This is a genomic window from Marinobacter iranensis (genome assembly GCF_029207565.1).
In the GTDB taxonomy this organism is placed as follows: Bacteria; Pseudomonadota; Gammaproteobacteria; order Pseudomonadales; family Oleiphilaceae; genus Marinobacter; species Marinobacter iranensis.
Genome location: NZ_JANCMW010000002.1, coordinates 149,754 through 172,946, shown reverse-complemented (window position 1 = coordinate 172,946; position 23,193 = coordinate 149,754). Strand labels below are relative to the sequence as shown.

The 23,193-nt window shown below is 58.0% G+C and carries 24 protein-coding genes; 11 read left to right on the top strand and 13 right to left on the bottom strand.

From position 1 onward, the window contains the following. Positions 1-62: 62 nt before the first annotated feature. Entirely contained in the window at positions 63-1,766 is a 1,704-nt protein-coding gene (locus NLU14_RS04055) for a choice-of-anchor I family protein (RefSeq protein ID WP_275704896.1), read from the bottom strand. A 163-nt stretch (positions 1,767-1,929) separates the two neighbouring features. Next, complete coding sequence (locus NLU14_RS04050; RefSeq protein WP_275704895.1) at positions 1,930-2,403, bottom strand: Dps family protein; 474 nt, start codon at positions 2,401-2,403, stop codon at positions 1,930-1,932. A gap of 222 nt (positions 2,404-2,625) precedes the next feature. On the opposite strand from NLU14_RS04050, the gene NLU14_RS04045 reads away from it, so the two are divergent. Next, positions 2,626-2,925 (top strand): DUF2061 domain-containing protein, encoded by a 300-nt coding sequence (locus tag NLU14_RS04045; protein ID WP_275704894.1) that lies wholly within the window; start codon positions 2,626-2,628, stop codon positions 2,923-2,925. Here the strand turns inward: NLU14_RS04045 and NLU14_RS04040 are convergent. Next, the gene (locus NLU14_RS04040) at positions 2,858-4,300 is read right to left on the bottom strand and encodes a dihydrolipoyl dehydrogenase (protein ID WP_275704893.1); all 1,443 of its coding nucleotides are present in this window, start codon (positions 4,298-4,300) and stop codon (positions 2,858-2,860) included. The two genes, NLU14_RS04045 and NLU14_RS04040, sit on opposite strands and share 68 nt — an antisense overlap. 174 nt (positions 4,301-4,474) lie before the next feature. Here NLU14_RS04040 and NLU14_RS04035 point away from each other — a divergent pair, with 174 nt between their 5' ends. After that, positions 4,475-5,131, top strand: coding sequence for a LysE family translocator (locus NLU14_RS04035; RefSeq protein WP_275704892.1), 657 nt, complete (start codon positions 4,475-4,477; stop codon positions 5,129-5,131). Positions 5,132-5,294: 163 nt separating this feature from the next. Here the strand turns inward: NLU14_RS04035 and NLU14_RS04030 are convergent, their stop codons facing one another. Further along, complete coding sequence (locus NLU14_RS04030) at positions 5,295-6,353, bottom strand: 3-deoxy-7-phosphoheptulonate synthase (protein ID WP_275704891.1); 1,059 nt, start codon at positions 6,351-6,353, stop codon at positions 5,295-5,297. 359 nt (positions 6,354-6,712) lie between these two features. On the opposite strand from NLU14_RS04030, the gene NLU14_RS04025 reads away from it, so the two are divergent. Next, positions 6,713-7,498 carry a secretin N-terminal domain-containing protein gene (locus tag NLU14_RS04025; RefSeq protein ID WP_275704890.1) on the top strand — a complete coding sequence of 262 codons (786 nt, stop codon included), beginning with the start codon at positions 6,713-6,715 and terminating at the stop codon, positions 7,496-7,498. 6 nt (positions 7,499-7,504) lie between these two features. Here the strand turns inward: NLU14_RS04025 and NLU14_RS04020 are convergent, their stop codons facing one another. Then, a complete protein-coding gene (locus NLU14_RS04020) occupies positions 7,505-8,011 on the bottom strand; it encodes a DnaJ domain-containing protein (RefSeq protein ID WP_275704889.1) in 507 nt (168 codons plus the stop codon). Positions 8,012-8,328: 317 nt separating this feature from the next. On the opposite strand from NLU14_RS04020, the gene NLU14_RS04015 reads away from it, so the two are divergent. From NLU14_RS04015 to NLU14_RS03980, 8 genes are all read left to right on the top strand, one after another. Continuing rightward, a complete protein-coding gene (locus NLU14_RS04015) occupies positions 8,329-9,429 on the top strand; it encodes an efflux RND transporter periplasmic adaptor subunit (protein ID WP_275704888.1) in 1,101 nt (366 codons plus the stop codon). Continuing rightward, entirely contained in the window at positions 9,429-12,512 is a 3,084-nt protein-coding gene (locus tag NLU14_RS04010; protein ID WP_275704887.1) for an efflux RND transporter permease subunit, read from the top strand. The genes NLU14_RS04015 and NLU14_RS04010 overlap by 1 nt, the downstream gene beginning before the upstream one ends. Continuing rightward, positions 12,509-12,832, top strand: a complete 324-nt coding sequence (locus NLU14_RS04005; protein WP_275704886.1) for a DUF3301 domain-containing protein — start codon at positions 12,509-12,511, stop codon at positions 12,830-12,832. The genes NLU14_RS04010 and NLU14_RS04005 overlap by 4 nt, the downstream gene beginning before the upstream one ends. 118 nt (positions 12,833-12,950) lie before the next feature. Further along, a complete protein-coding gene (locus NLU14_RS04000) occupies positions 12,951-13,331 on the top strand; it encodes a hypothetical protein (RefSeq protein WP_275704885.1) in 381 nt (126 codons plus the stop codon). Positions 13,332-13,359: 28 nt separating this feature from the next. Next, the gene (locus tag NLU14_RS03995; protein ID WP_275704884.1) at positions 13,360-13,659 is read left to right on the top strand and encodes a hypothetical protein; all 300 of its coding nucleotides are present in this window, start codon (positions 13,360-13,362) and stop codon (positions 13,657-13,659) included. A 227-nt stretch (positions 13,660-13,886) separates the two neighbouring features. Next, a complete protein-coding gene (locus NLU14_RS03990) occupies positions 13,887-14,636 on the top strand; it encodes a substrate-binding periplasmic protein (RefSeq protein ID WP_275704883.1) in 750 nt (249 codons plus the stop codon). 94 nt (positions 14,637-14,730) lie between these two features. After that, on the top strand, positions 14,731-16,026 hold the full coding sequence (locus NLU14_RS03985; protein WP_275704882.1) for a pyridoxal phosphate-dependent aminotransferase: 1,296 nt from the start codon (positions 14,731-14,733) through the stop codon (positions 16,024-16,026). A 50-nt stretch (positions 16,027-16,076) separates the two neighbouring features. Further along, the gene (locus NLU14_RS03980) at positions 16,077-16,901 is read left to right on the top strand and encodes an inositol monophosphatase family protein (protein ID WP_275704881.1); all 825 of its coding nucleotides are present in this window, start codon (positions 16,077-16,079) and stop codon (positions 16,899-16,901) included. Between the two features lie 81 nt (positions 16,902-16,982). Here the strand turns inward: NLU14_RS03980 and slmA are convergent, their stop codons facing one another. The 8 genes from slmA to NLU14_RS03940 form a co-directional block, all read right to left on the bottom strand. After that, the gene (slmA, locus tag NLU14_RS03975) at positions 16,983-17,579 is read right to left on the bottom strand and encodes a nucleoid occlusion factor SlmA (protein ID WP_275704880.1); all 597 of its coding nucleotides are present in this window, start codon (positions 17,577-17,579) and stop codon (positions 16,983-16,985) included. A 173-nt stretch (positions 17,580-17,752) separates the two neighbouring features. Next, positions 17,753-18,562, bottom strand: a complete 810-nt coding sequence (locus tag NLU14_RS03970; RefSeq protein WP_275704879.1) for a thiazole synthase — start codon at positions 18,560-18,562, stop codon at positions 17,753-17,755. A 62-nt stretch (positions 18,563-18,624) separates the two neighbouring features. Continuing rightward, positions 18,625-18,825: a sulfur carrier protein ThiS gene (gene thiS / locus NLU14_RS03965; protein WP_275704878.1), complete on the bottom strand. Its 201-nt coding sequence runs from the start codon at positions 18,823-18,825 to the stop codon at positions 18,625-18,627. Between the two features lie 27 nt (positions 18,826-18,852). Next, on the bottom strand, positions 18,853-19,245 hold the full coding sequence (locus NLU14_RS03960) for a DUF423 domain-containing protein (protein ID WP_420845024.1): 393 nt from the start codon (positions 19,243-19,245) through the stop codon (positions 18,853-18,855). Further along, positions 19,235-20,035: a symmetrical bis(5'-nucleosyl)-tetraphosphatase gene (locus NLU14_RS03955; RefSeq protein WP_275704876.1), complete on the bottom strand. Its 801-nt coding sequence runs from the start codon at positions 20,033-20,035 to the stop codon at positions 19,235-19,237. The genes NLU14_RS03960 and NLU14_RS03955 overlap by 11 nt, the downstream gene beginning before the upstream one ends. Next, entirely contained in the window at positions 20,032-20,862 is an 831-nt protein-coding gene (rsmA, locus tag NLU14_RS03950; RefSeq protein ID WP_275704875.1) for a 16S rRNA (adenine(1518)-N(6)/adenine(1519)-N(6))-dimethyltransferase RsmA, read from the bottom strand. Before rsmA ends, NLU14_RS03955 begins: the two co-directional genes overlap by 4 nt. Then, entirely contained in the window at positions 20,859-21,860 is a 1,002-nt protein-coding gene (gene pdxA / locus NLU14_RS03945; RefSeq protein ID WP_275704874.1) for a 4-hydroxythreonine-4-phosphate dehydrogenase PdxA, read from the bottom strand. The genes rsmA and pdxA overlap by 4 nt, the downstream gene beginning before the upstream one ends. Next, entirely contained in the window at positions 21,857-23,179 is a 1,323-nt protein-coding gene (locus tag NLU14_RS03940) for a peptidylprolyl isomerase (RefSeq protein ID WP_275704873.1), read from the bottom strand. The genes pdxA and NLU14_RS03940 overlap by 4 nt, the downstream gene beginning before the upstream one ends. Positions 23,180-23,193: the final 14 nt, after the last annotated feature.

Here is a 23,193-nt window from a genome sequence, read left to right as displayed (position 1 = left end):
CCAGGTACAAGAAAGCCCGGGTGGACACTTACCTACCCGGGCTCGCACTTACACCAGCGGAATCAATCCGAAGAGAGTTCGATAACGTCAATACCAAACAATGTTGTCGTACCACTCACCTCATTTCCGACCGCAAGCATGGGCTTGCTATTGGGGCTGTCACTCGCAGTGATGAAGGCAAGGCCCTCTGGCCCGAGGTCGCCGGCCATCCCGTTTTCGAGATCCGCCTGTGATGCAGAGAAATCACGGTTGTTGATGTACTGGACGAACTCCGGATTCTGGGGATTGGTTACGTTATAGACCATGATGCCACCTACCCGCTCAAGACCAATGAACGCAAAGGTCTGGCCATTGATGGTGCCAACGGTAACGGCCTCGGGCTCTGGTCCCTTGTCGTCGGAGCGGTTATCGAACGAGTTTTCGTCGTTGTTGCCGTTAAAGTTGTCCGGAATCAGGCTGGCAGTGATGCGTTCGAATTCGCTACCGCTGTCGAAAACCCGTTCACCGGTTTCGGACCAGATCGAGAAGGAGCGGGCACCGAATGCATAGAGTTCGCTGTAGACACAGGTACCCTCTACGTAGCTCTTGTCATATTCGCCATCAACGAGGGTGACATTGGTCGGATCACTGGGAGCGCAGGAGTCACCAAAACCGAGGGTTGAGGTAACGTTCAGACGCCCCAGGTTGGCGTCTTCCTGCAACTCGGCGGCATTGGGAAATGCCGTGGCATCCAGCACCAGATCAGCAATGCGGAACTCTTCGCTGAAGCCATCGTAATCCCGGGAATCCCCCTCGTTGGCCGTAATGTAATAGGTTTTGCCATTGAAGCCGTAACTTGTGATGGCATCAGGTTGATAGACACCCTTCACCGGCCAGTTGCGGATGTTGATGCGGTTGTCGTCGTTGCTGGCATCCAGCTCGTTACCAATGATGCTGTGGTCCTTGAAGCCCAGCGGAATGATCGCGGTGATTTCCCCGGCGGCAATGTCCAGCTCTGCAACGGCATTGGCTTCCTGCAGCGCCACCCAGGCTTTTTCATTGTCGATGGATACCGCAATGTATTCCGGCTCCATGTCCTGGGCCAGCGTAGCGCCCGGCCCGAACACCCTGAGCCCCTGTTCCATCAGTTCGGCCTGCTGGCTGTTAAACCCGGCAAATCCGGCTGTGGTCGCGGTAGCCGATGCCACACCATTGGAAAGATCAATGATGCTGACCGAGCCTTCCGGGTCAACGCTATAGTCAGCGCTGGGCTCGCCCTCGTTCGCTACCAGCAGGGCCTGGCCATCCCGGGTAAATGTCAGCATATCCGGCAGGGCACCGACTTCAATCTCGCCTACCTTATTCAGGTCGGTACTGTTATAGAACACCACCTTGCCGTTGTCCTGTTTGACGTTCGCTTCAATCGCAACCGCCACGAGGTCGTCGTAGATTGCCACACTGTTTGCAGAAGCCCCTTCGGCAGTGGCATCAATGGTACTCAATTTGACCGGCATCTCCGGGCCCTGAATGTCCAGAACATCCACTGTGGAGTCGTTGGCATTGATGACAAACAGGCGCTGGTTGGCCGGGTCGTGAGCTACGATTTCAGCTGCGCTCTCATCGAAAGCACCGCTTTCATAGGTGCCGAGAACATTCAGCTCGATCAAAGTCTGGCTGGTACCGGGCGTACCCGCACTGCCATCGTCGCCGTCGTCACCATCACAGGCAGTCAGGCCGAGAGCGGACGTTAGAATTGCTGCGGTAAGGAGTGATTTCCGAAATTCCATGCTTGCCTCTTCTTCTGTCGTTACACGTGTGGTTGTCAACGACACTTTATGGAGAAGAGGTGACAGAAATGCGTCACTTTGAAGTCAGGCATGTTTAACGAGTATTTCACGGGCAAAAAATGGCGACCTGAAGGTCGCCATTTCTTCACAGAGGCTGCCGTCCTTACTGCCCCAGATAGCTCCGGTACATCCACACCGTTTTTTCTTGCTGTGAGATGTAGTCACTCATCAGCGCCACGGTACCTTCGTCGTCAGCCTCGCCAGCCAGGTGCAACAATTCACGTTGCTTACCGATCAGCTTGGCGAAGCTTTCAACGATGTTTTCCACCGCGTCCTTGCCGTCGGCGACGTCCTTGCGCTCAGGGACTTCGGATTTCTCGATATAAGTGCTGTAGGCGTGCGCCGGGCGGTGCCCCAGTGTCAGTACCCGCTCTGCGATCTCGTCGATTTTCAGTAGCAGGTCGTCATAGAGCTCCTCGAACTTGGCATGCAGCTCGAAGAAATTATCGCCCTTGATGTTCCAGTGATAGCCACGGACGTTCATGTAGAAGATCTGGTAATTGGAGAGAAGATCGTTCAACGCGCCCGCCAGTTTCTGGGTCTTTTCAGTGTCCAAACCAATGAAGTTCTTGCTCATAACATGTCTCCTTGACAGTTATCTGAATGTACTAATTACAGTTTAACCAGGGATCATCAATAGATAAAGATTAGTTATTTAATCTTTACGATAGCTATCAGCAATCAAAATTTCCACCAATCAATAGCTGATTACTATCGAAATTCTTCATACAATTTATTTAACAACGATTATCAATTGCGGTTGAATGAAGCCTTAGTCATAACACACACGGAGCTGAGCATGAGTACCCTGAAGATGTTTCTCCATGACCATGGTTCAAAGGGTGACAACTCGTTGCTAAAGACGATCACATTTGCCATCACGCACTTCATCGTGGCATTTACCGTTGCTTATCTCCTGACCGGCGACATCCTGATAGGAAGCCTGATTGCCATGGTCGAACCGGCCATTAACACCGTCGCCTATTTCTTCCATGAAAAGATATGGGCGCGCAGGCAGCAGATTGCAAGGGCTAGCCGCCTGGACCACAATCGAGGCATTGCTCAATCGGTTGTGGGCCAATATCCAGTTTGCGATTGAGATCACGCAGGGCGGTGCGCACGCCTTCCTCAATCACCGGGTGGTAGAAGGGCATATCCAGCATTTCGCTCACCGTCATGTGCCTCTGCAGTGCCCAGGCCAGCAGGTGGCCAATATGCTCTGCTGCGGGGCCAAACATTTCCGCTCCCAGGAACAGGCCGCTCCCCCGCTCGCCGTATACATGGAGCAAGCCCTTATTGGCACCAATGACGCGGCTTCTGCCCTGCTCTTCAAACGAGACTTCGCCAACGGCATAACCTCCCTTGCACCGCTCATTGACCTCCTTGAGGGTCATGCCTACGGTGGCGATCTGCGGATCGGTAAACACAATGCCCAGCGGCACCCTGCGCAGTCCGGCCCGCACATCGGGGAATCGAGCGGCATTGTCGCCGGCAATACGCCCCTCGTCGGCTGCTTCATGAAGCAGCGGTATCTCGTTGTTGGCGTCCCCGGCGATGAAGATATGGCTGTCACCGCACTGGAGCGTGTAACGGTCGAACAATGGCGAACCATGGTCGTCCTGGGTAATGTCCGCATTCTGGATATCCAGGCTATCCACATTCGGGCGTCGACCAGTCGCTGCCAGCACGTAATCGAAGGTTTCCGTGACATCACCACGGTCGGGGTCCTTAAAGCGAATATTGACGCCGTCATCGGTTCTTTCCACAGACCGTACTTTGGAGTCCGCGTCCAGGGGGAACTCCTCATTAAAGGTTTTCAGTGCGTAGTGACGGATAGCCTCCTCCTGGAGCGGGCCAACGCCGCCGTTGACACCGAACATGCGCACACGTACACCCAGCCGGCTGAGCGCCTGCCCAAGCTCAAGGCCAATAATGCCGGGACCAAACACCGCAACGGAACCTGGCAGGTCCTCCCACTCGAAGATGTCATCATTCACCACCAGCCTGTCCTTGGCGTCCTTGAGAAAACCAGGGATGTTCGGCCGGGAACCCGTGGCAATGACCACCCGGGCGGCGGCGACTTCCACGTTATCGCCCACTACGATGCGATGGGGCGACAGGAACCGGGCCTGGCCGCGGATGCGATGCGCCTCCGGGAAGCCTTCCACCGCCTCCAGCACGAAACTCACAAACCGGTCGCGTTCCTTGCGAACCCGCTCCATGACCGCCTTGCCGTCAATGCGGATATCGCCGGGGTGGACACCAAAAGTCGGCGCCTTGTGCAGGTGATGAGCGCTGTCTGCCGCCGCAATCAAAAGCTTGCTGGGCATACAGCCGACCCTGGCACAGGTCGTCCCGTAGGCACCTCCCTCGATCATCACCACATTCTCTATATGCTTTCGGGCAGCGCGATAGGCGCCCATGCCAGCCGTACCAGCTCCGATGACAGCAACATCCACCTTGCGTTTTTCCACGTCTACAACTCCTGGCCCGCCTGTAATTTTCATGGTTCTGCCTGAGTATAGGAGTGAATTCAGGGAACGGTTCAGTTCCAGATTAAAGAAATAGTTGCATACAGCACAGGACTTTTTAAACCACTCCTTCTAGACTGACGTCCTGCCCCGCAGCTTCCCCGGAGACCCACAGGCATGCACAACTACTGGCCAGAATTCATAACCGTCGCCCTCGTCCACTTCCTGGCCGTTGCCAGCCCCGGCCCCGACTTCGCCGTGATGCTCCGCCAGGCCATGTGTCAAAGCCGCCGCAATGCTCTGTTAACTGCCTTTGGCATCGGCACGGGCATACTCATTCATGTGGGCTATTCCCTGCTCGGCATCGGCCTGATCATCCAGCAGTCCCTGGTGCTGTTTAGCATTCTCAAGGTTGTCGGCGCCCTGTACCTCACCTGGATTGCAATACAGTGTCTGCGCTCGAAAGCCGGAGGCGTTCATGTGGAGACCGCGAATGGAGAGCAGCAATCCGGGCTGGCAGCCTTTCGACTGGGCTTTCTTACCAACACCCTGAACCCGAAGGCGACACTGTTCTTCGTTTCACTCTTTTCTGTGATTATCAGCCCGGGCACCCCGATTGCCATCCAGTCCGCCTACGGAATCTACATGGCGGTAGCAACGGGCCTATGGTTTATGGCGGTAGCGGTGTTTTTCACACTGCCTCAGATTCGCAAGGGTTTTAACCGATTTGGTTACTGGCTGGACAGATTGATGGGAGGCGTGTTGCTGTTGCTTGCCGGGCAGTTGCTGTTCTCAACGGTTTCCGGAGAAGGAAGCATTCAGGGAAAAGAATAAGCTGTAGAACTCCGGGAAAACCGACCAAGCTTTGGGCGCCGGTCTGTAGGCCTCTTCCAGAACCCTGGAGCGCCAGGGATGGCGCGACCGAGCCCTACAGGGACGTATTTACGGGCGTGTTCTGGAAGAGGCCTACGGACCGGTGCATGCACCAGAGTCTGTTTCACAGGCCTCGCAACAATTCTTCCGTTTGCTTCCAGCCAATACAGGGATCCGTCAAGGAACACCCGTAAATCAGATCGTCGCTGTCATTCTGGCGGCCCTCTTCCAGAAAGCTTTCCAGCATCAAGCCGACAATACTCGCATTACCAGCACGCTTCTGGCTCATCACTTCCCTCGCAATCTCCAGCTGTCGCGACGACTGCTTCTGCGCATTGTCATGGCTGCAATCGACCATGACCGAGGCGGAAACGCCCGCATCAGATAAGTCTTCTATTGCTTCACCGATACTTTCCTCATCGTAGTTAGTGATGCCCCGTCCGCCGCGCAGTACAAGATGAGTATCGGGATTGCCTTCCGTTGTAATCATCGCTGGCATGCCAGTACTGCTGACACCAAAGCGATGATGAGAATGAGCCGCTGATTTCATGGCGTTGATAGCCACGCCAATACTGCCGTCGGTGCCGTTCTTGAATCCCGTTGGCATCGGCAGGCCACTGACCATTTCACGGTGAATCTGGGACTCGGTGGTGCGCGCGCCAATGGCGGTCCAGCTCACCAGGTCGCCGAGATAGTCCATGGCGAAGGGGCTGAGGGCTTCGGTGGCCAATGGCAGGCCCATGTCTGAAAGATTCAACAGCAGGCGCCGGGAACGCAGCAAGCCTTCGTTGAGGTCACCGGTGCCGGTGCGCTCGGGATCGTAGAGTAGGCCTTTCCATCCTACGGTGGTACGGGGTTTTTCGAGGTAGGCACGCATCACAATCAGGAAACGGTCACTGACGTCGTCCGCCAGCTTTTTCAACTTTTCACCATACTCCAGAGCAGCCACTTCATCGTGTATGGAGCAGGGGCCAATCACCACCAGCGTTCTGGCGTCCTCACCGTGCAGCACCCGGCGAATGGCATCCCGGTGTTGGCGAATCCGTGCCTGCACATGGGCGGATACTGGCAGGCTGGCCCGAAGCTCCTCCGGCGTGGGCAGCGGCACTTCCCGGATTACCGGCCCGGCTCCTGGTGGCTGGCTGGTTTCGTTCAGTGTCTCGATGTTCAGCGACATGTTCATGGTCAGTGTTCCCGTTTCCCTGTGTCAGAATCAAAAAAGCCCCGGCTGGGCTACCAGTCGGGGCTTTTTGAGTCCGGTGGCAGCCTGGGTTCCTGCCGGGCTGCCTTCCTCGTTATTCGGTCGATGAAGATCTTATGGGCGGCCCGGGCTCTGGCTAAAATAGCCATAACCAAACCACCAAAAAAACACAGCAGCGACCGCCGCCATCGGTTTTTCACCGAAAGCTTGCAGAACATTCAATTGACAGGTCGTGTGTGTCGTCTTCATGCTTTCCAATATATATCCCCGGTTTCCGGCTTTGCAACCCGTAAATCCGGATTTTTGCAGAATTTGCGGTCACACGCGCCGCGGAGTCATCCATGCGTACCACTGACGTCCGACCTTTTATAGTCTTTTTATCGCTGGTGTTGCTGCTCTTTTCCGGTTTTGTTGCGGCAGTGCCAGAGGCTCGCACCTACCAGATGGGGCAGCGCTCCGCGGACAGTGTTGCCCGACAGATTCGTGAACTGTATCCCGAGGGGCAGGTATCCATTACCGCCCGGGGCCAGCAGATGGTTGTGCGTGGTGAGCCGGATGTGCTGGATGAGATCGGCATGCTGGTGGAAACCATGGATGTGGCGCCAGCGCAGATGCGTATTACCGTCCGCTCCCGCAGCAATGTCGATGCAAAAAGTGGCGGGGGCGGTGTGTCAATCAACAACAATCAGGTCAGTGTCCAGGCTGAACGCAAGGTCACCACCACACGCCGCAATCAGGAGCGCACATTGATTGTGCAGGACGGGCAGTCCGCACACATCACATCCGGTCAGGTCCGTACCGTCCCCGTCGTCATCCGCGGCGGCCGCAATCCGGCCGCTTTTCTGGACCAGATCGAAACCCGAAGTGGTTTTCTGGTCAGCCCACAGGTTATCTCCGATCAGGCCATCGAGTTGAACATTGTCTCTTTCGAGGAAGAGCCGGAAGGTAACCTGCCTGGCTACGAAACCGAAGCACTGATGACGATTCGCCGGGTGGAGCCCGGTCAATGGGTGGAGCTTGGCAGCACCCGCCAGCGTAGGGCAGGCGAGCAATCCGGTATCACCTACCAGACGGGTGGCAACAGCCGCGAGAACCAGACGTTTGAAGTGAGGGTAGAGGTACTCTGATGCCGATCAGGCCCGTTTTTTGAGTAGCACGCTTTTGGCCTCGTTGATCTTGGCCGCCAGATAGTCATTGCCACCCCGATCCGGGTGGAGTTTCTGAATCAGCCGCCGGTGTGCCTGGATGATATCGTCTTCAGCACAATCCCGGGCAACACCCAGAATCTCGCAGGCTTCCTTTAGGGACATATTGCCTGAACTGGTTGCTGTCTGACGTTGGTCACCAGCGTTTTCCTGATAGCCGCCATCGCGATTCCCGGGCTGCCCGAACACCCGGCCGATCACGGGAGCAAATTTGAGTAGCGCTGGCAACTTCCTCAAAAGAGGCAACAGGGCGGCAACGGCCGCAGTCAGCACATGCACTCGTCCGGTCAGCACCATAAAAAGGAGCAACGCGGCACCTGCCACCAGAAGAATTTTCCAGGTGGCGGCCTTTTTCTTTTCAGGGGTTAACACACCCCACTGTTTCAGGATAATGAATACGGCAACGGTCAGGGCAATACCGAGAATCCAGTGCATTCGCCAATCCTTATTGATGCCGGGTTCGTATTCCTGTCACGAACCTGTGGCAGATTTGCACAAGGCGATGCCTCGGGAGGCGGGTTTCAAAGGGTCGGCACCCGGTCCCGAGAGCGCAGTAATTATACGCATTTTCACTGACAAATCAGTGACAGCGCCCCTTAGGCTTGTATAGGATGCTATTCTTTATGGTTTATTGACGAGACCTAGGCAACACAGCCCCGGCGCGCCGGACAACTCCGTCCCTAAACAGGGATCAGGAGCCTGCAAAGCTAACACGACTACCTGTAACGGACATACGACCCAGGACCTGAATTATGCGCACTGCCTCCCGCTTCCTGATTGTAATCATCTTTCTCGGCGTCGTGCTTGGCGGCATCTTTGGTTACAAATTCTATCAATTTGGCCAGATGCAAGAACAGATGTCCCAGCCCCAGCCGCCCACACAAATCTCCGCAACCAAAGCTCGCACCGAAAGCTGGAGACCCGCGATCAAGGCAGTGGGCAGCGTCGAAGCTGTGAACGGCATTGAGGTGGCGAATGAAGTTCCTGGCGTCATTGAAGATATCAACTTTGAATCCGGCGACGAGATAAAGCAAGGCGATGTGCTGATTCGCCTGAACGCGGAGATCGACGAAGCGGCGTTGCGTACCCGCCGGGCCGAAGCGCAACTGGCGGAGCAGGAATTCCAGCGGGTATCCGATTTGCTTCCAAAGCGGGCTGTTTCCCAGTCTCAGTATGACGAAGCCAAGGCTAACTTTGATGCGGCCAGGGCACGGGTGAACGAGGCCGAGGCGCAACTGAGCAAAAAGGTTATCCGGGCGCCGTTCGACGGCACCCTCGGTATCAGGATGGTGGACCAGGGCGAGTATATTGCCACTGGAACTCCGATTGTAGAGGTCAACATGCTGGACCCGATTTACGTTGACTACACCCTGTCTGAAAAGGATCTGCCGAAAGTGGCGACAGGCTACCCGGTGGTAGCCACCGTGGCGGCTGTTCCTGAGCAGACATTTGAAGGCAAGGTCAGCGCCATTAATACCTCGGTCAACCCCGAAACCCGCACCGTTCGGATTCGCGCCACCCTCGACAACCCTGAAAACCAATTGCGCCCCGGTATGTTCGCAACGATCCAGACCCTGCAACCGAACGACAACAAGGTAGTCACAGTGCCGCGCACGGCGATTTCCTACAACACCTATGGCGACTTTGTGTTCGTGGTAGAAGAGAACGACAACGGCGATTTGACTGTCAATCGCCGCACCATCACCACCGGGGAAACCCGTGATACCCGTGCGGCTGTGCTCTCCGGCCTGGAGGCAGGTGAAACAGTGGTTTCCAAGGGGCTGCTTCGTCTGAGCGCCGGCCAGAAGGTCGAGATCCAGAAAGACGAGCAACCGCAGGAGGCGTCTGAGTAATGCGATTCACCGACATTTTTATCCACCGCCCGGTCCTTGCGACGGTGGTCAGCCTGCTCATACTCCTGCTGGGCGCCCGGGCTGCCATGGAAATGGAAATCCGGCAGTACCCGGAACTGGAAAGCACCACGGTAACCGTGACCACGGCGTACCCAGGTGCCAGTTCGGACCTGATCAAGGGCTTCATCACCACGCCCCTGCAACAGGCGATTGCCGAAGCCAGTGGCATTGACTACCTGACCTCCACCAGCTCCCAGGGCACCTCCACCATTGAAGCCAAGATGGAGCTGAACTACGACGCCAACGCAGCGCTTGCGGAAATCCAAGCCAAGGTGGCCAGCCAGCGTAACGTTCTACCCGCTGAGGCCCAGGATCCGGTCATCACGTCCACCACCGGGGACTCTACGGCGCTGATGTACATCGCCTTTTACAGTGAGGAACTGGCGGTTCCGCAGATCACCGACTATCTGACCCGGGTGGTACAGCCCAAACTCCAGGCGCTGTCCGGTGTCGGCAAGGCAGACCTGCTGGGCCGGACGTTTGCCTTGCGGGTATGGCTGGATCCGGAGCGACTGGCAGCCGTGGACATGACGCCCCAGGAGGTGATCGCCAAGCTCCGCGCCAACAACTACCAGGCCGCGGTTGGCAACACCAAGGGCACCTACACCGAAATCAGCATGACCAGCGACACCGACGTTGCCGATCCGGACAAGTTTCGTAATCTGGTGGTCAAGCAGTTCGAAGGCTCCCAGATCCGCCTGCAGGACATCGCCCGGGTTGAACTGGGCTCCCAGACCTATGACCAGTTGGCGCTGTACAAAGGCCAACCGGCTACGTACGTAGCCATCGAACTGGCACCGGGCGCCAACCCTCTGACCGTGGCCGGGCTGGTGAAAGCCGAGCTGCCAGGCATCCGCAGCCAACTGCCGTCGGGTCTGAAAGCACGCCTGGCCTATGACGCCTCGGACTTTATCGAAGACTCCATCAACGAGGTCATCAAGACCCTGTTGGAAGCCCTGGTGATTGTACTGGTGGTGGTGTTCCTGTGTCTGGGCTCCATGCGGGCGGCCATCGTGCCCTCGGTGGCAGTGCCCCTATCCCTGATCGGTGGCGCTTTCATCATGCTGGCGTTTGGTTTCTCGCTGAACCTGCTGACCCTGCTATCCATGGTGCTGGCCATCGGCCTCGTGGTGGATGACGCCATCATTGTGGTGGAAAACGTCCACCGCCACATTGAGGAAGGTGAATCCCGTTTCCAGGCTGCCATTAACGGTGCCCGGGAAATGGCCGTACCCATTATCGCCATGACCACCACCCTGGTGGCGGTGTATGCCCCGATCGGCTTTATGGGCGGCCTGGTCGGCTCCCTGTTCACCGAGTTTGCCTTCACCCTGGCAGGGGCTGTGGTGATCTCAGGCATCGTCGCCCTGACCCTGTCACCGATGCTGTCGGGCATGGTGCTCAAACCCCATGGCAACCCGGGCCGGTTCGAGCAGTTGGTGGAGCGAACCTTTAACGGATTGTCAGGCGCCTACAAGTCTGCTCTGTCCTCGCTGATGCAGACCAAGTCCGTGGTGGTGTTCTTTGCGGTGGTGGTGTTGGGCTCGATCTATTTCATGGTGATGATGAGCCAGAGCGAGCTGGCCCCGACGGAAGACCAGGGTATCCTGTTCTACCAGGGGCTCGGGCCGCAGACATCGACCCTGAAGTACCTCCAGGAACATGGCGACGAAGTCCAGAACCGCATGTCTACCGTGCCGGGCTACGAAGAAGACTTCATGATCATCGGCATTACCAGCCCGAACGCCGTCTTTGGTGGCTTCAAGATGGCACCCTGGAGCGAGCGTGAGACGTCCCAATTTGAAGTACAGCCCTTGCTGGCCGCCGAGCTGAGCAAGGTGACCGGCCTGCAAACGGCAGTGTTCCCCCGTCCGTCCCTGCCTGGTTCTGGTGGCGGCCTGCCATTCCAGTTCGTGATCACCACCGGCAACAGTTACGAACAACTGGACCAGGTGGCGGATCAGTTGCTGGGCAAAGCCATGGGCAGTGGCAACTTCATGTTCCTGCAGAAATCCATCAACTTCGACCGGCCCATTACCCGCATCAAAGTGGATCGGGATCGCGTCGCGGACCTGGGCCTGTCCATGCAGGACATCGGCCAGACCCTGTCGAGCATGCTCGGTGGCGGTTATATCAACCGCTTCAATATGGAAGGCCGGTCGTACCAGGTGATTCCCCAGGTCGATCAGCAATACCGGCTGGATGAGCAGAAGCTGAACGAATATCAGATCCGCGCCGATAACGGTGAACTGGTGCCGCTCGGCAGCGTGGTCAGCTTCACTCACGACGTCGAGCCATCCAACCGGACCCAGTTCAACCAGTTGAACTCCCTGACACTGCAAGGGGTTGTCATGCCAGGGGTGGCCGCGGGTACCGCCATGGATTACATGGAGAAGACCGCGGAGGAGGTGTTCCCCCAGGGCTTCAGTTACGATTACACCGGCCAGAGCCGGCAGTTGGCCACCCAGGGCAGCGCCCTGATGGTGACCTTCTTCCTGTCGCTGCTGGTTATCTACCTGGTGCTGGCGGCCCAGTTCGAGAGCTGGCGGGATCCGTTTATCATTCTGGTCTCGGTGCCCATGTCGGTGGCCGGTGCCATGGCGTTCATCGTGCTCGGCTTCGCCACCATGAACATCTACACCCAGGTGGGCCTGATCACGCTGATCGGGGTGGTCTCCAAGAACGGCATCCTGATTGTTGAGTTCGCCAACCAGTTGCAGAAGGAGCGCGGGCTGAACAAGGTCGAGGCAGTGATTGAAGCCGCCGCCATCCGTTTGCGGCCCATCATCATGACCTCCCTGGCCCTGATCTTTGCCATGGTGCCACTGCTGATTGCCATCGGCCCCGGCGCGGAAAGCCGTTTCGCCATTGGCCTGACCATCAGTGCGGGCCTCGGTATCGGCACCCTGTTCACCATTTTCGTATTGCCCGCCTTCTATATTCTGCTGGGTCGTGACCACCACGGCTCCGCTGCGGAGGCATACGGCAATGGTGACAATGGAACGACGGCTCACGCCCAGTGACTCTGGGAACGCTGTTCTGGCTGTTCGTGGCCGGCTTCGCCACCTGGTATTGGTGGCGGGCCAAGGCCATCAAGGACTTTGTGCTAGAGGCTGCCAGAAACTACTGCAAGAAAATGGATGTCATGCTGCTGGACGACGCCGTTTACCTCCGCGGCTTGTGGTTCAAGCGCGATGACAATGGCCGCATACGGGTGTGGCGCCGTTTCCTGTTTGACTTCACGTCAACGGGTGACGAGCGCTACGTCGGCCGCATCATCATGCTGGGCCAACGTATCATCCATATGGAACTCGAACCCCACCGTTTCGGCCCGGACTTCTAGCTTCCGTATACATAACCCCATTTCCACGACAGACTCCCTCCCCCAAATGGGCGATTCTTACTCCTGCCCCAATCACAAATAATCCCCAACGCATTGGCGACAAAAAGCTACCCAGAAGGTGGCGGACGCAGCGCGGGGAATCATTCCTCCCGGCAGCTATGTGGAGGGAGGCGCTGGCACCAACGAGGACGTGTGGACCAACTGGACGGATATCACCGATCCGTTTCCGGGTGTCACCTCACTGGCCTTCGGCAATGAACCAAATGATGGCCTGGTCGGCGAATGTTCCACCAAGATGGGTAACGTGATCGGCACCCACTACGACATGAACCATGTGGACGCCATCAACCACCTGTTTGGCGCTCGTTCCTGGCGAACTAATCCGGTCTCGCTCTATCGCAGCCAAGCCAACCGCCTGAAGAATCGCGGGCTGTTGTTACCCTCGTTTCCCAGGCTGGATTCATCGCCCGGTTCTTGTGGGACCGGTGCCGGGCAATGATGGCCTTTGCCTGGGCAGGATACGGATCATGAACAACAAAGACAGACTGAACGCAAAAGCCATGCCCCCTGAAAAGATTGAGGAGGCACCGGCAACCTATCAAACACCGGAAAGTCTTAGCAAAGAACCATTCGCCAAGTCCCTTGCGGGAACCAATATCGACGGCAGCCTTCGGGCCGGCGGATTCCGGCAACGGGCGCATTTCCTGGATCGCCAGATGCGCAATGCCTCGAAGCTGCAGGCTGAGCAGGAAAATCATCGCAAGACCCGTCTCATCACGGTAGCCAGCCCCACTGTGTGCCTGGCAGGCCATGCAACTGGTTGCTGAAACCTGTCGCGAGCAGTCGTACCACCCAGGGGTCGAGGTAAAGGCGCACAGGCCTGGCACCGGTAGCCCGATCTTCTCAAGCTCGGCAAACAGGGAGATGAAAACAGAAACCGACCGTTTGCTGTTTAACACTTTTGAAGCAGGCTATCAGAGGGGCCGTGCAGCAACGCTGGCGAATCGCTATACTTGGTTAATGAAACCTTTCCCGAGTTTGGATCATGACACTGATGTCTAGACGTTTTTTGGCACCTTTACTCTCAGTGTTGATACCGGTCCTGGCCCATGCCGAGCTTCCCGTCCTGAAGGTTGTCACCTCAGACTACCCGCCTTACCAGTATCTGGAAGACGGTAAAGTCAAAGGTACCCACACAGAGATCTTACGCAACGTATTGTCGAAAATGGGGTATCACCCCGACATACGGATTGTGCCCTGGGCCCGGGCCGAAGCCAGCACCCGTGCCGGATCGTCCGACATGATCTACTCCCTGACCCATTCGCAGGACCGGGCTCGTCACTACTACTTTACCGATCCCATCAGCGAGGCACGCGACGTATTTTTCAAGCTTTCCGGCCGCGACCTTCAATGGCAGGAACTGGACGACCTGGCGGGCCTGCGGATCGGACTGTCCGCCTCCTACAGTTACGACCCGACATTCATGGACTGGCTGGCTGCCGGCAATGCCCGGGTTGTACCGATCAGTCAGGAGTCCCCCGAACTCACGGGGCTCAGAATGACGGCCTATGGCAGGATCGACCTGTTTATCTGCGAAGAAACCGTGTGCCGCCACCTGATTGACAAGCACATCGCAACCCATCCTGAACTTGAAAATGTAGTGGCGATGCCGGAAACCGTTGGTTCAGTGAGAGGGTTCAGGGCAGCGTTTTCCCGGCGGCACCCGGAAGGCGAAGAACTCCGCGACGAATTCAACCGGGTGCTGAGCGAGCTGAAATCCGGCGCTTCCAGCCAGCGTCCGTGAGCTGCCTGCGGCAATCACCTACCGACGAAAACCCACAGGCACCCAAAGGTTTCCTATACTGCGGTTTGAACCCCTCAACCAACAGACCGGAACCATGGACATCCAGACTGATCATCGCTACGCCATTAACCTTAACGTACGGGGCATCCAGCCCTCCGCTACGCTGCGCATCAACGAACTCAGCAATCAGCTCCGCTCCGAAGGGCGCGATATTATCAAACTGGGGCTGGGCCAATCGCCGTTCCCGGTACCCGAGCGGGTGGTCGAGGCGCTGCGGGAGCACGCCCATGAAAAGGACTATCTCCCGGTAAAGGGTCTGAAGTCACTACGGGAGGCCATTGCCGGCTATATCAACCGCAGTGAGCGCATGCGATTTACCTGGGAGGACGTGCTGATCGGCCCGGGCTCCAAGGAACTGCTGTTCATGCTGCAACTGGCCTATTACGGCGACCTGCTGATTCCCCGCCCGAGTTGGGTTTCCTATGCGCCCCAGGCCCGAATCATTGGCCGCTCGGTGCACTGGCTGCCCACCCATGCGGAAAACAACTGGCAACTGACAGCGGAAGAGCTCGACATCATCTGCCGCGACGACCCGTCACGCCCGCGCATACTGATCATGAACTACCCGTCCAACCCCACCGGCTGCACCTACACGGATGATCAGTTGCTTGCCATCGCCAACGTCGCCCGCAAGTACAAGCTGATCCTGCTGTCGGACGAGATCTATGGCGAAGTCCACTTTGAGGGCCGGCACAAGTCCATTGCCCGCTATTACCCCGAAGGCACCATCATCAGTACCGGCCTCAGCAAATGGGCCGGCGCCGGTGGCTGGCGCCTGGGCACGTTTATTTTCCCGTCGGAACTGCGGCCACTGCAGGACGCCATGGCCATTATCGCCAGCGAAACCTACACCGCCACCAGCGCACCGATCCAGCACGCCGCCATTGCCGCGTTTACCGGTGGCGACGACCTGGAGGAGTATCTGAAGCAGTCGCGCCGGGTATTGAAAGTGGTGGGTGAATACCTGCACCGCCGGCTCACGGAAATGGGCGCCGTGGTGCAAAAGCCGGAGGGCGCCTTCTACCTGTTCCCGGATTTCTCCAACTTCCGCGAGGCTCTCGCCCGTCGCGACATCAAGACCAGCCAGGCCCTTTGTCAGTCGCTGCTGGAAAACACCGGTGTGGCCATCCTGCCAGCCAGTGATTTCGGCTTCGTGCCGGACCACCTGGCTGCGCGCCTGGCCTTCGTCGACTTCGACGGTGCCGAAGCCCTGAAGCTGGCAGGAAACGACTATTCCGGACAGGACCTGGACGACGACTTCGTCAAACAGGCCTGCCCACGGCTGGTAAAGGCCATGGACAAGATGGAACAGTGGTTCACCGGCCTGTAACCAGAGCATGTTAGACTGGTGCCCTCATTTGATGATTGGAGGGCACCACCTTGTCTGACCCTGAAGCCATTGCCACCATTGCGGATTTCACCGAAGACCTGGCCCTGAAGGCCGGCGAACTGGTCAAACGCGAACGTGACCAGAACACCCTCCGCACGAACTACAAGCAACAGACAGAACTGGTCACCCATGCCGACGTAATGGCGGATGAAATGATCACCGGGGCGATTCGCGAGCGCTTCCCCGGTCATCGCATCCTTTCCGAAGAAACCATGCCGGATCTGAGCCAGGCTGAAGAACTGGACACCCCGCTGTGGATCATCGACCCCATCGACGGTACCGTGAATTACGCCTATGGCCACCCGCAGGTGGCGGTGTCCATTGCTTACGCAGAGAAAGGACGGGTCCAGGTAGGCGTGGTGCATGCGCCGTTTTCCGGCGAAACCTTCCGTGCCACACGGGGTGCTGGCGCCACACTGAATGGCAACCCCATCAAACACAGCGCCGCCACGGTGCCCAGGAATTCCCTGTTTGCCACCGGTTTCCCCTATACCAAGGACAGCCTGGAACCGCTGCTAAACCGACTTGGGGCCATGATTCACAACTGCCGGGACCTGCGCCGCATCGGCTCCGCGGCACTGGACATTTGCTGGGTGGCCTGTGGCCGACTGGATATCTACTACGAGAACGTCAGCCCCTGGGATTTCGCGGCCGCACGGCTGATTGCGCTGGAAGCCGGCGCAACAGCCGGGCATTTCAGTGAGGTGCCGGATGGCTATCCGGCCGATCTGTGGGGGCGGGATATCCTGATTTCGGCGCCGGCGGTATGGGAACCGGTGCGGGAAATTCTACGGAAGGCCTCCGGCTATAAATGATTAAAACGTAGAACCGTAGGTCGGATTAGGCAAAGCCGTAATCCGACAAACCAGTTCGAACGATGGCACATAATTGTCGGATTACGGGCGGCTGCCCCAGACTGCTTCGGCCACGAGCCCCCAGGCCTCATCGAAATCACTGGACGGCAACCGGGCAAACGAAGACCGGATAAACCGCTGCACCCTGCCCTCGACAAACACCAGCACAAAATCCGCGCCCCGGGCCGAACTGGTCCGTGGCCGCAAGCCCTGACGAATCTCACCCTCTTTCAGTGCCTGCCGCACCTGGGTTTCCAGGCGTTCGAAAAACTGCGAGGCGCGCTTGCGCAGGGCGTCATTTTCGCCCATCAGCGCATCTCCGGTCAGAACCGTGCACAGCCCCGGATTGCGTTCGGCAAACACCAGCACCAGATGCACCAGTTGTTGCAGGCGAACGCGAACGTCTTCCTGTTCCTGCAGGATAACCTGGCAACGAGAAAACACCGCTTCTTCGGCAAACTCGATCAGCGCCTCGAACATCTTTCGCTTACTGGGGAAATGCCGGTATAAGGCCGCCTCTGTAACCCCGACGGATTTAGCCAGGCCGGCGGTGGTGATACGTGCTCCCGGATCTTTCTCCAGAAGCTCTACGAGGGCATGAAGAATCGCTTCACGGCGACTGATTTTTTGTTCTGTCATGACAGGACTGCAGCGCTCTGTTTATTTGCGGAATTTGGGTACAGGCGGGCGCGTCCATTCGGGACCGTAAAAACAGGGACGTTTTTTACGAGCCTACAGGAACGCATTCACGGCGTGTCCCGAATGGACGCGCCCGCCTGTACTGGCACCATCAGCTGAAATTCTGGACCAGATCAGAAGAAAGTACCATCAATGGGGGAAGACGCACTGGCATAGAGCTTCTTGGGCATACGGCCCGCCAGGTAGGCATCGCGGCCGGACTCAATAGCAAGGCGCATGGCTTTGGCCATGCGAATAGGGTCCTGGGCCTGGGCGATGGCGGTGTTCATAAGCACACCGTCACAACCGAGCTCCATCGCCAATGTCGCATCAGACGCAGTGCCAACACCCGCATCCACCAGTACCGGTACGTTGGCGTTTTCGACAATCAGGCGGATGTTGTAACGGTTCTGGATACCCAGGCCGGAGCCAATGGGTGCACCCAGGGGCATGATGGCGATACAGCCCATTTCTTCAAGACGCTTGGCCAGCAAGGGGTCGTCGGAACAATACACCATTACCTGGAAACCATCCCGGATCAGCTCTTCCGCTGCCACCAGGGTTTCGGTCATGTTCGGATACAGCGTCTTTTCCTCGCCTAACACTTCCAGTTTGACCAGGTTGTGGCCATCCAGCAGTTCACGGGCCAGCTTGCAGGTACGCACGGCGTCCTTCGCGGTGTAACAGCCAGCGGTGTTCGGCAACATGGTATAGCGCTCCGGAGATACCGCATCCAGCAGGCTGGGCTCATCCGGGTTCTGGCCAAGGTTGGTGCGCCGTACGGCAAAGGTGACGATCTCCGCACCACTGGCCTCGATCGCGTGGCCGGTTTCGGCCATGTCCCGATACTTGCCGGTACCTACCAACAGGCGGGACTGATAAACCCGGCCGGCAATCTCAAGCGGCTTATCTTCGGGAAGTGATCTTTCGGAACTGTCACTCATGCTGAATACCTGAACTCGTCAATGAAATCGTGAATAAACGGTCGCTACCGGAAAAAACGGCATCAACCACCACCAATGGCGTGAACCACCTCTACCCTGTCGCCCTCGCTCAGGCTGAAATCAGGGTGCTGGCTGCGGGGAACGATGTCTTCGTTCACTTCCACGGCAAAGCGCTTGCCAACCAGCGCCATGCGTTCTATCAGTACCGCAACGGTGGCTTCTTCTGGAAGCTCCATGGCGTCACCATTGACCTGAACCTGCATAACCTTACCTGCCTTGAAGAACTGTCTCTAACGTCTGAATCCCGCGATTGCGACCAGTACCCAACCCACCATGAAACCAATGCCGCCAACCGGAGTTACCGGCCCCACCCAGCGAATGTCCGTCAGTACCAGCAAATACAGGCTGCCACTGAACAACAGGATGCCGGCGACAAAAAAACCGGTTGCGATACCGAGCAGGCGCCGTGACACGCCTGCAACCGGTAGGATCGCAACCAGGATTAACGCCAGTGAGTGGTATATCTGATATGTGACGGCGGTCTGGAAAACTTCAAGGCCCCGCCCGTCAATCACACCGCGCAAGCCATGGGCCCCGAAGGCTCCGGCCATCACCGCCAGGAGTGCAAACAGGGCACCGCCCACCAGGGGCGCGCGCAGGAGTTCTACGTGTCTAGCAGTCACAATGGATCTTTTCTCCGGTGTCGAGATTCATCAGGGTGAGCTTACCGCCCCAGACGCAACCAGTATCCAGCCCGAAGTACCGCGTGCTTTCGGTCTGGCCTTCGAGGGCCGCCCAATGGCCGAATACAACGCGTACATCATCGTTGCGCGGAAAGCGAAACCAGGGAGCAAACCCGTCCGGAGCCGATGCAGCCGCCTCCTTGGCGGCAAGCTCCAGGGTACCGTCCTCGGCAATAAAGCGCATGCGGGTGAAATAATTGGTGATGACCCGCCAGCGGTCCATACCGGCAAGTTGCGGATCCCAGCGCTCAGGCTGGTTGCCGTACATGTGGGCGAAGTAGTCCGGCGCACCCGGCCCGCGAATAACCTCTTCCACTTCCCGGCTATAACTGACCGCCTGCTCCACCGTCCAGATATGAGGCAGGCCGGCATGGACCATAACCAGGTTGCGATCAGCGTCGTGGATACACAGGTTCTGTTGCCTCAGCCAGTCGAACAGGTGCCCATGATCCGGCGCTTCGAGAATGTCGGAAAGGGTATCCTTGTTCTTGAGGGCATGGCCTCCAAGGGCCACGGCCAGCAGGTGTAAATCGTGATTGCCAAGCACCACCACCGCGGAGCTACCCAGGCTCTCAACGTAGCGCAGGGTTTCCAGGGAGGACGGGCCACGGTTGATCAGGTCACCGGCCACCCAGAGCCGGTCCCGTGACGGAGAGAAATCCACCTTCGCGAGTACGTCCAGAAGGCGTTCATAGCAGCCCTGAATGTCGCCGATGGCGTAATCAGTCATTGCTTACTTACCTCGTCGGCACTGTGACTTTCGGGTTTGCTGCCCGCCAGCAGGTCAGCGATGGCAACATAGTCCACCAGGCCGAGGTTCTCCGGGCGCAGTCCGTCGTTGATGCCGATGCTGTTGAGTTGCTCCACCGAGACCATGCTGGCCAGGGCCTTTCTCAGCGTCTTGCGGCGGGCGCTGAAGGCGGTCCGTACCACCGCCTGCAACAGTTTGTAGTCTTTCGCCGGGTGCGGCAACGCCTTGTGGGGCACCAGTCGAACGATGGCGGAATCCACTTTTGGTGCCGGGCGGAAGGCTCCCGACCCCACCTCAAACAGCGGCTGCACGCGGCAGAAGTACTGGGCCATGATACCCAGTCGGCCGTAGTTGTTGTCGCCGGGCACCGCCGCCAGCCGCTGCACCACTTCTTTCTGCAGCATGAAGTGCATGTCCTGCACCACGCCGGAGTGACCCAGCAGGTGGAAAATCAGCGGGGTGGAAATATTGTACGGCAGGTTGCCGATGATTCTCAGGGGCTTCTCGTCCACCAACTGACCAAAATCAAACTTCAGGGCATCGGCTTCGTGGATGCGGAAGTTGGGGTAATTGAAGAACTTGGTCCTGAGCACAGGGATCAGATCCCGATCCAGCTCAACCACCTGGAGGTTGGGGTTTACGGCAAGCATTTCTTCGGTGAGGGCACCAAGGCCCGGGCCGATCTCCACAAGGGCATCATCCGGCTTGGGATGGATGGCGCGGATGATGCGCTCGATCACCCCAGGGTCGTGGAGGAAGTTCTGGCCAAAACGTTTTCTGGCCTGGTGGCCGTGCTTATTGCTCACTCGTTGCTGTCTCTTTTTGCTGATCTTGCCATTTGCTCGCCCACCCTGATTGCTGTTTGCAGGCTGCCTGCATCCGCCTTGCCGGTGCCGGCCAGGTCCAGGGCGGTACCATGGTCAACGGAGGTGCGGACGATGGGAAGGCCGAGGGTTATGTTTACAGCCCGGCCAAAACCCTGAAACTTGAGTACCGGCAGGCCCTGATCGTGGTACATGGCCAAAACGGCGTCGGCGTTGTCCAGCCAGTGCGGAGTGAACAGGGTGTCTGCCGGTAAGGGGCCGGTCAGGTTGATGCCTTCCTGACGGAGTTTGTCCAGGGTGGGTTCTATCACTTCGATTTCTTCCCGGCCCAGATGCCCGCCTTCGCCGGCGTGGGGATTGAGGCCGGCGACGAGGATTCTGGGGTGGTCGATGCCGAAGAATTTGCGCAAATCAGTGTCGAGGATACGGGTAACCTGAGCCAGGCGTTCCGGAGTGATAGCGGCGGAGACGTCCTTCAGGGGCAAGTGAGTGGTAACCAATGCGACCCGGAGTTCGTCGGTGGCCAGCATCATGACCACCCGCTCAACGCCGCAGAGTTCCTGCAGGAACTCGGTGTGGCCGCTGAAGGCAATGCCTGCGTTGTTGATGACGCCCTTGTGGACCGGCGCGGTGACCATGCCGTCAAAAATGCCGTCCAGGCAGCCCTGGGCAGCGGTGCGCAGGGTTTCCAGTACGTAGGCACTGTTTGCCGGGTCGAGCCGGCCCGCATCGGTAGACGCCAGGCCATCAATGGTCATAACGGAAAGCCGGCCCGCTTCAGTCGCGGCCTGCGCTCCCGGCGCCCAGTCTTCCAGTGTCACCTCCAGCCCCAGCTGTTTTGCCTGCACCTGTAACAGCCGCTTACAGGCCACCACCACAATACCGGGCTGGCGCTTCTCCAGGGCCAGTTGCAGGCAGAGCTCGGGGCCAATGCCCGCAGGTTCGCCCGCTGTTAATGCAAGGGTGACCGGCCGTGTCATGACTCGTTGCTTGCTCCGTAGCCGCTCTTGAATTCCACAAACGCCTCGTCGCGGATTTCCCTCAGCCAGTTCTGCAGCTCGGTATCAAACTTGCGACGGTAGATGGCCTGCCGTGCCTCGGACTCCCTGACTTCGCCACTGATGTCCTGCTGACGACGGTCCTGAACTTCCAGTATGTGCCAGCCGAACTGGGAGCGGAACGGGCCTTTGATCTCGCCCACCTCGGCTTCCATCATGGCCTGCTCGAATTCCGGCACCATCTGCCCGGGGCTGACCCAGCCAAGGTTCCCGCCATCAGAGCCGGAAACAGGGTCGTCCGAGTGCTCCCTGGCTATGGCCGCGAAATCGGCACCGTTCTTGATTTGCCGGTAGAGCTCGCGAATGGTTTCTTCGGCCTGGGCTTCCGACACGGTTTCTGATGTGCGAACCAGTATGTGACGGACTTTCGACTGTTCGATAACCTGCGCTTTGTCACCGCCGCGACGGTCCATCACCATCACCAGATGGAAACCGCTGTTGTTCCGCAGCACGGGTGATACCGTTCCGGGCTCCAGATCCGGCACCACATCGGCAACCAGTGATGGCAACTGGTTTTCAGCACGCCAACCCATGTTGCCCCCATCGAGGGCATTGCTGGCATCGGACTCGGCGACAGCAACCGATCTGAAATCCCGGCCCTCCGCGATTTCTTCGCGCAATGTCTCTACTTTCTCGCGGGCAGCGCTGACCTCTTCCTCGTCGTTAAAGTCGTCCACTTCGATGAGGATATGGGCAAGTTCGTATTCCGCGTTGCTGCGACCCTGACCCGCCGTGGCCTCAAGATAATTCTCTACTTCCCGATCCGTTACCCGCACCCGGTTGCCAACCTGCCGTTGCTGTACCCGGCTGGTGATCATTTCGTTGCGGATCTGCTCCCGCGCCTCGCGATAGGTAACGCCTTCCTGGGCCAATTGTTCCTCAAACTGGGCCAGGGTCATGTTGTTGCGCTGGGCAATGGAGGCCATGGTTTCGTTCAGCTCGTTGTCGCTGATGCGCATACCGGCCCTGTCTGCCATTTGTAGCTGGATCGACTCGCTGATCAGTTGCTCCAGCACCCGGTCCTCCAGAATATCCCGGGGTGGCAAGCCGGTTCCCTGTGCCTGCAGGCGACCGGTAATGGTGCTGATTCGTGCTTCCAGCTCGGACTGCAGAATAACGTCGTCATTGACGACCGCCACCACCTGGTCGAGGAGTTTGCGGTCGGCCTGCGCAGTTGCGGAAACCATCACAACCATCAGTGCCAATAGTGTTTGTGCGCAATGGCGAAGGTTCGCCTTCATAGTCACCTCTGTAT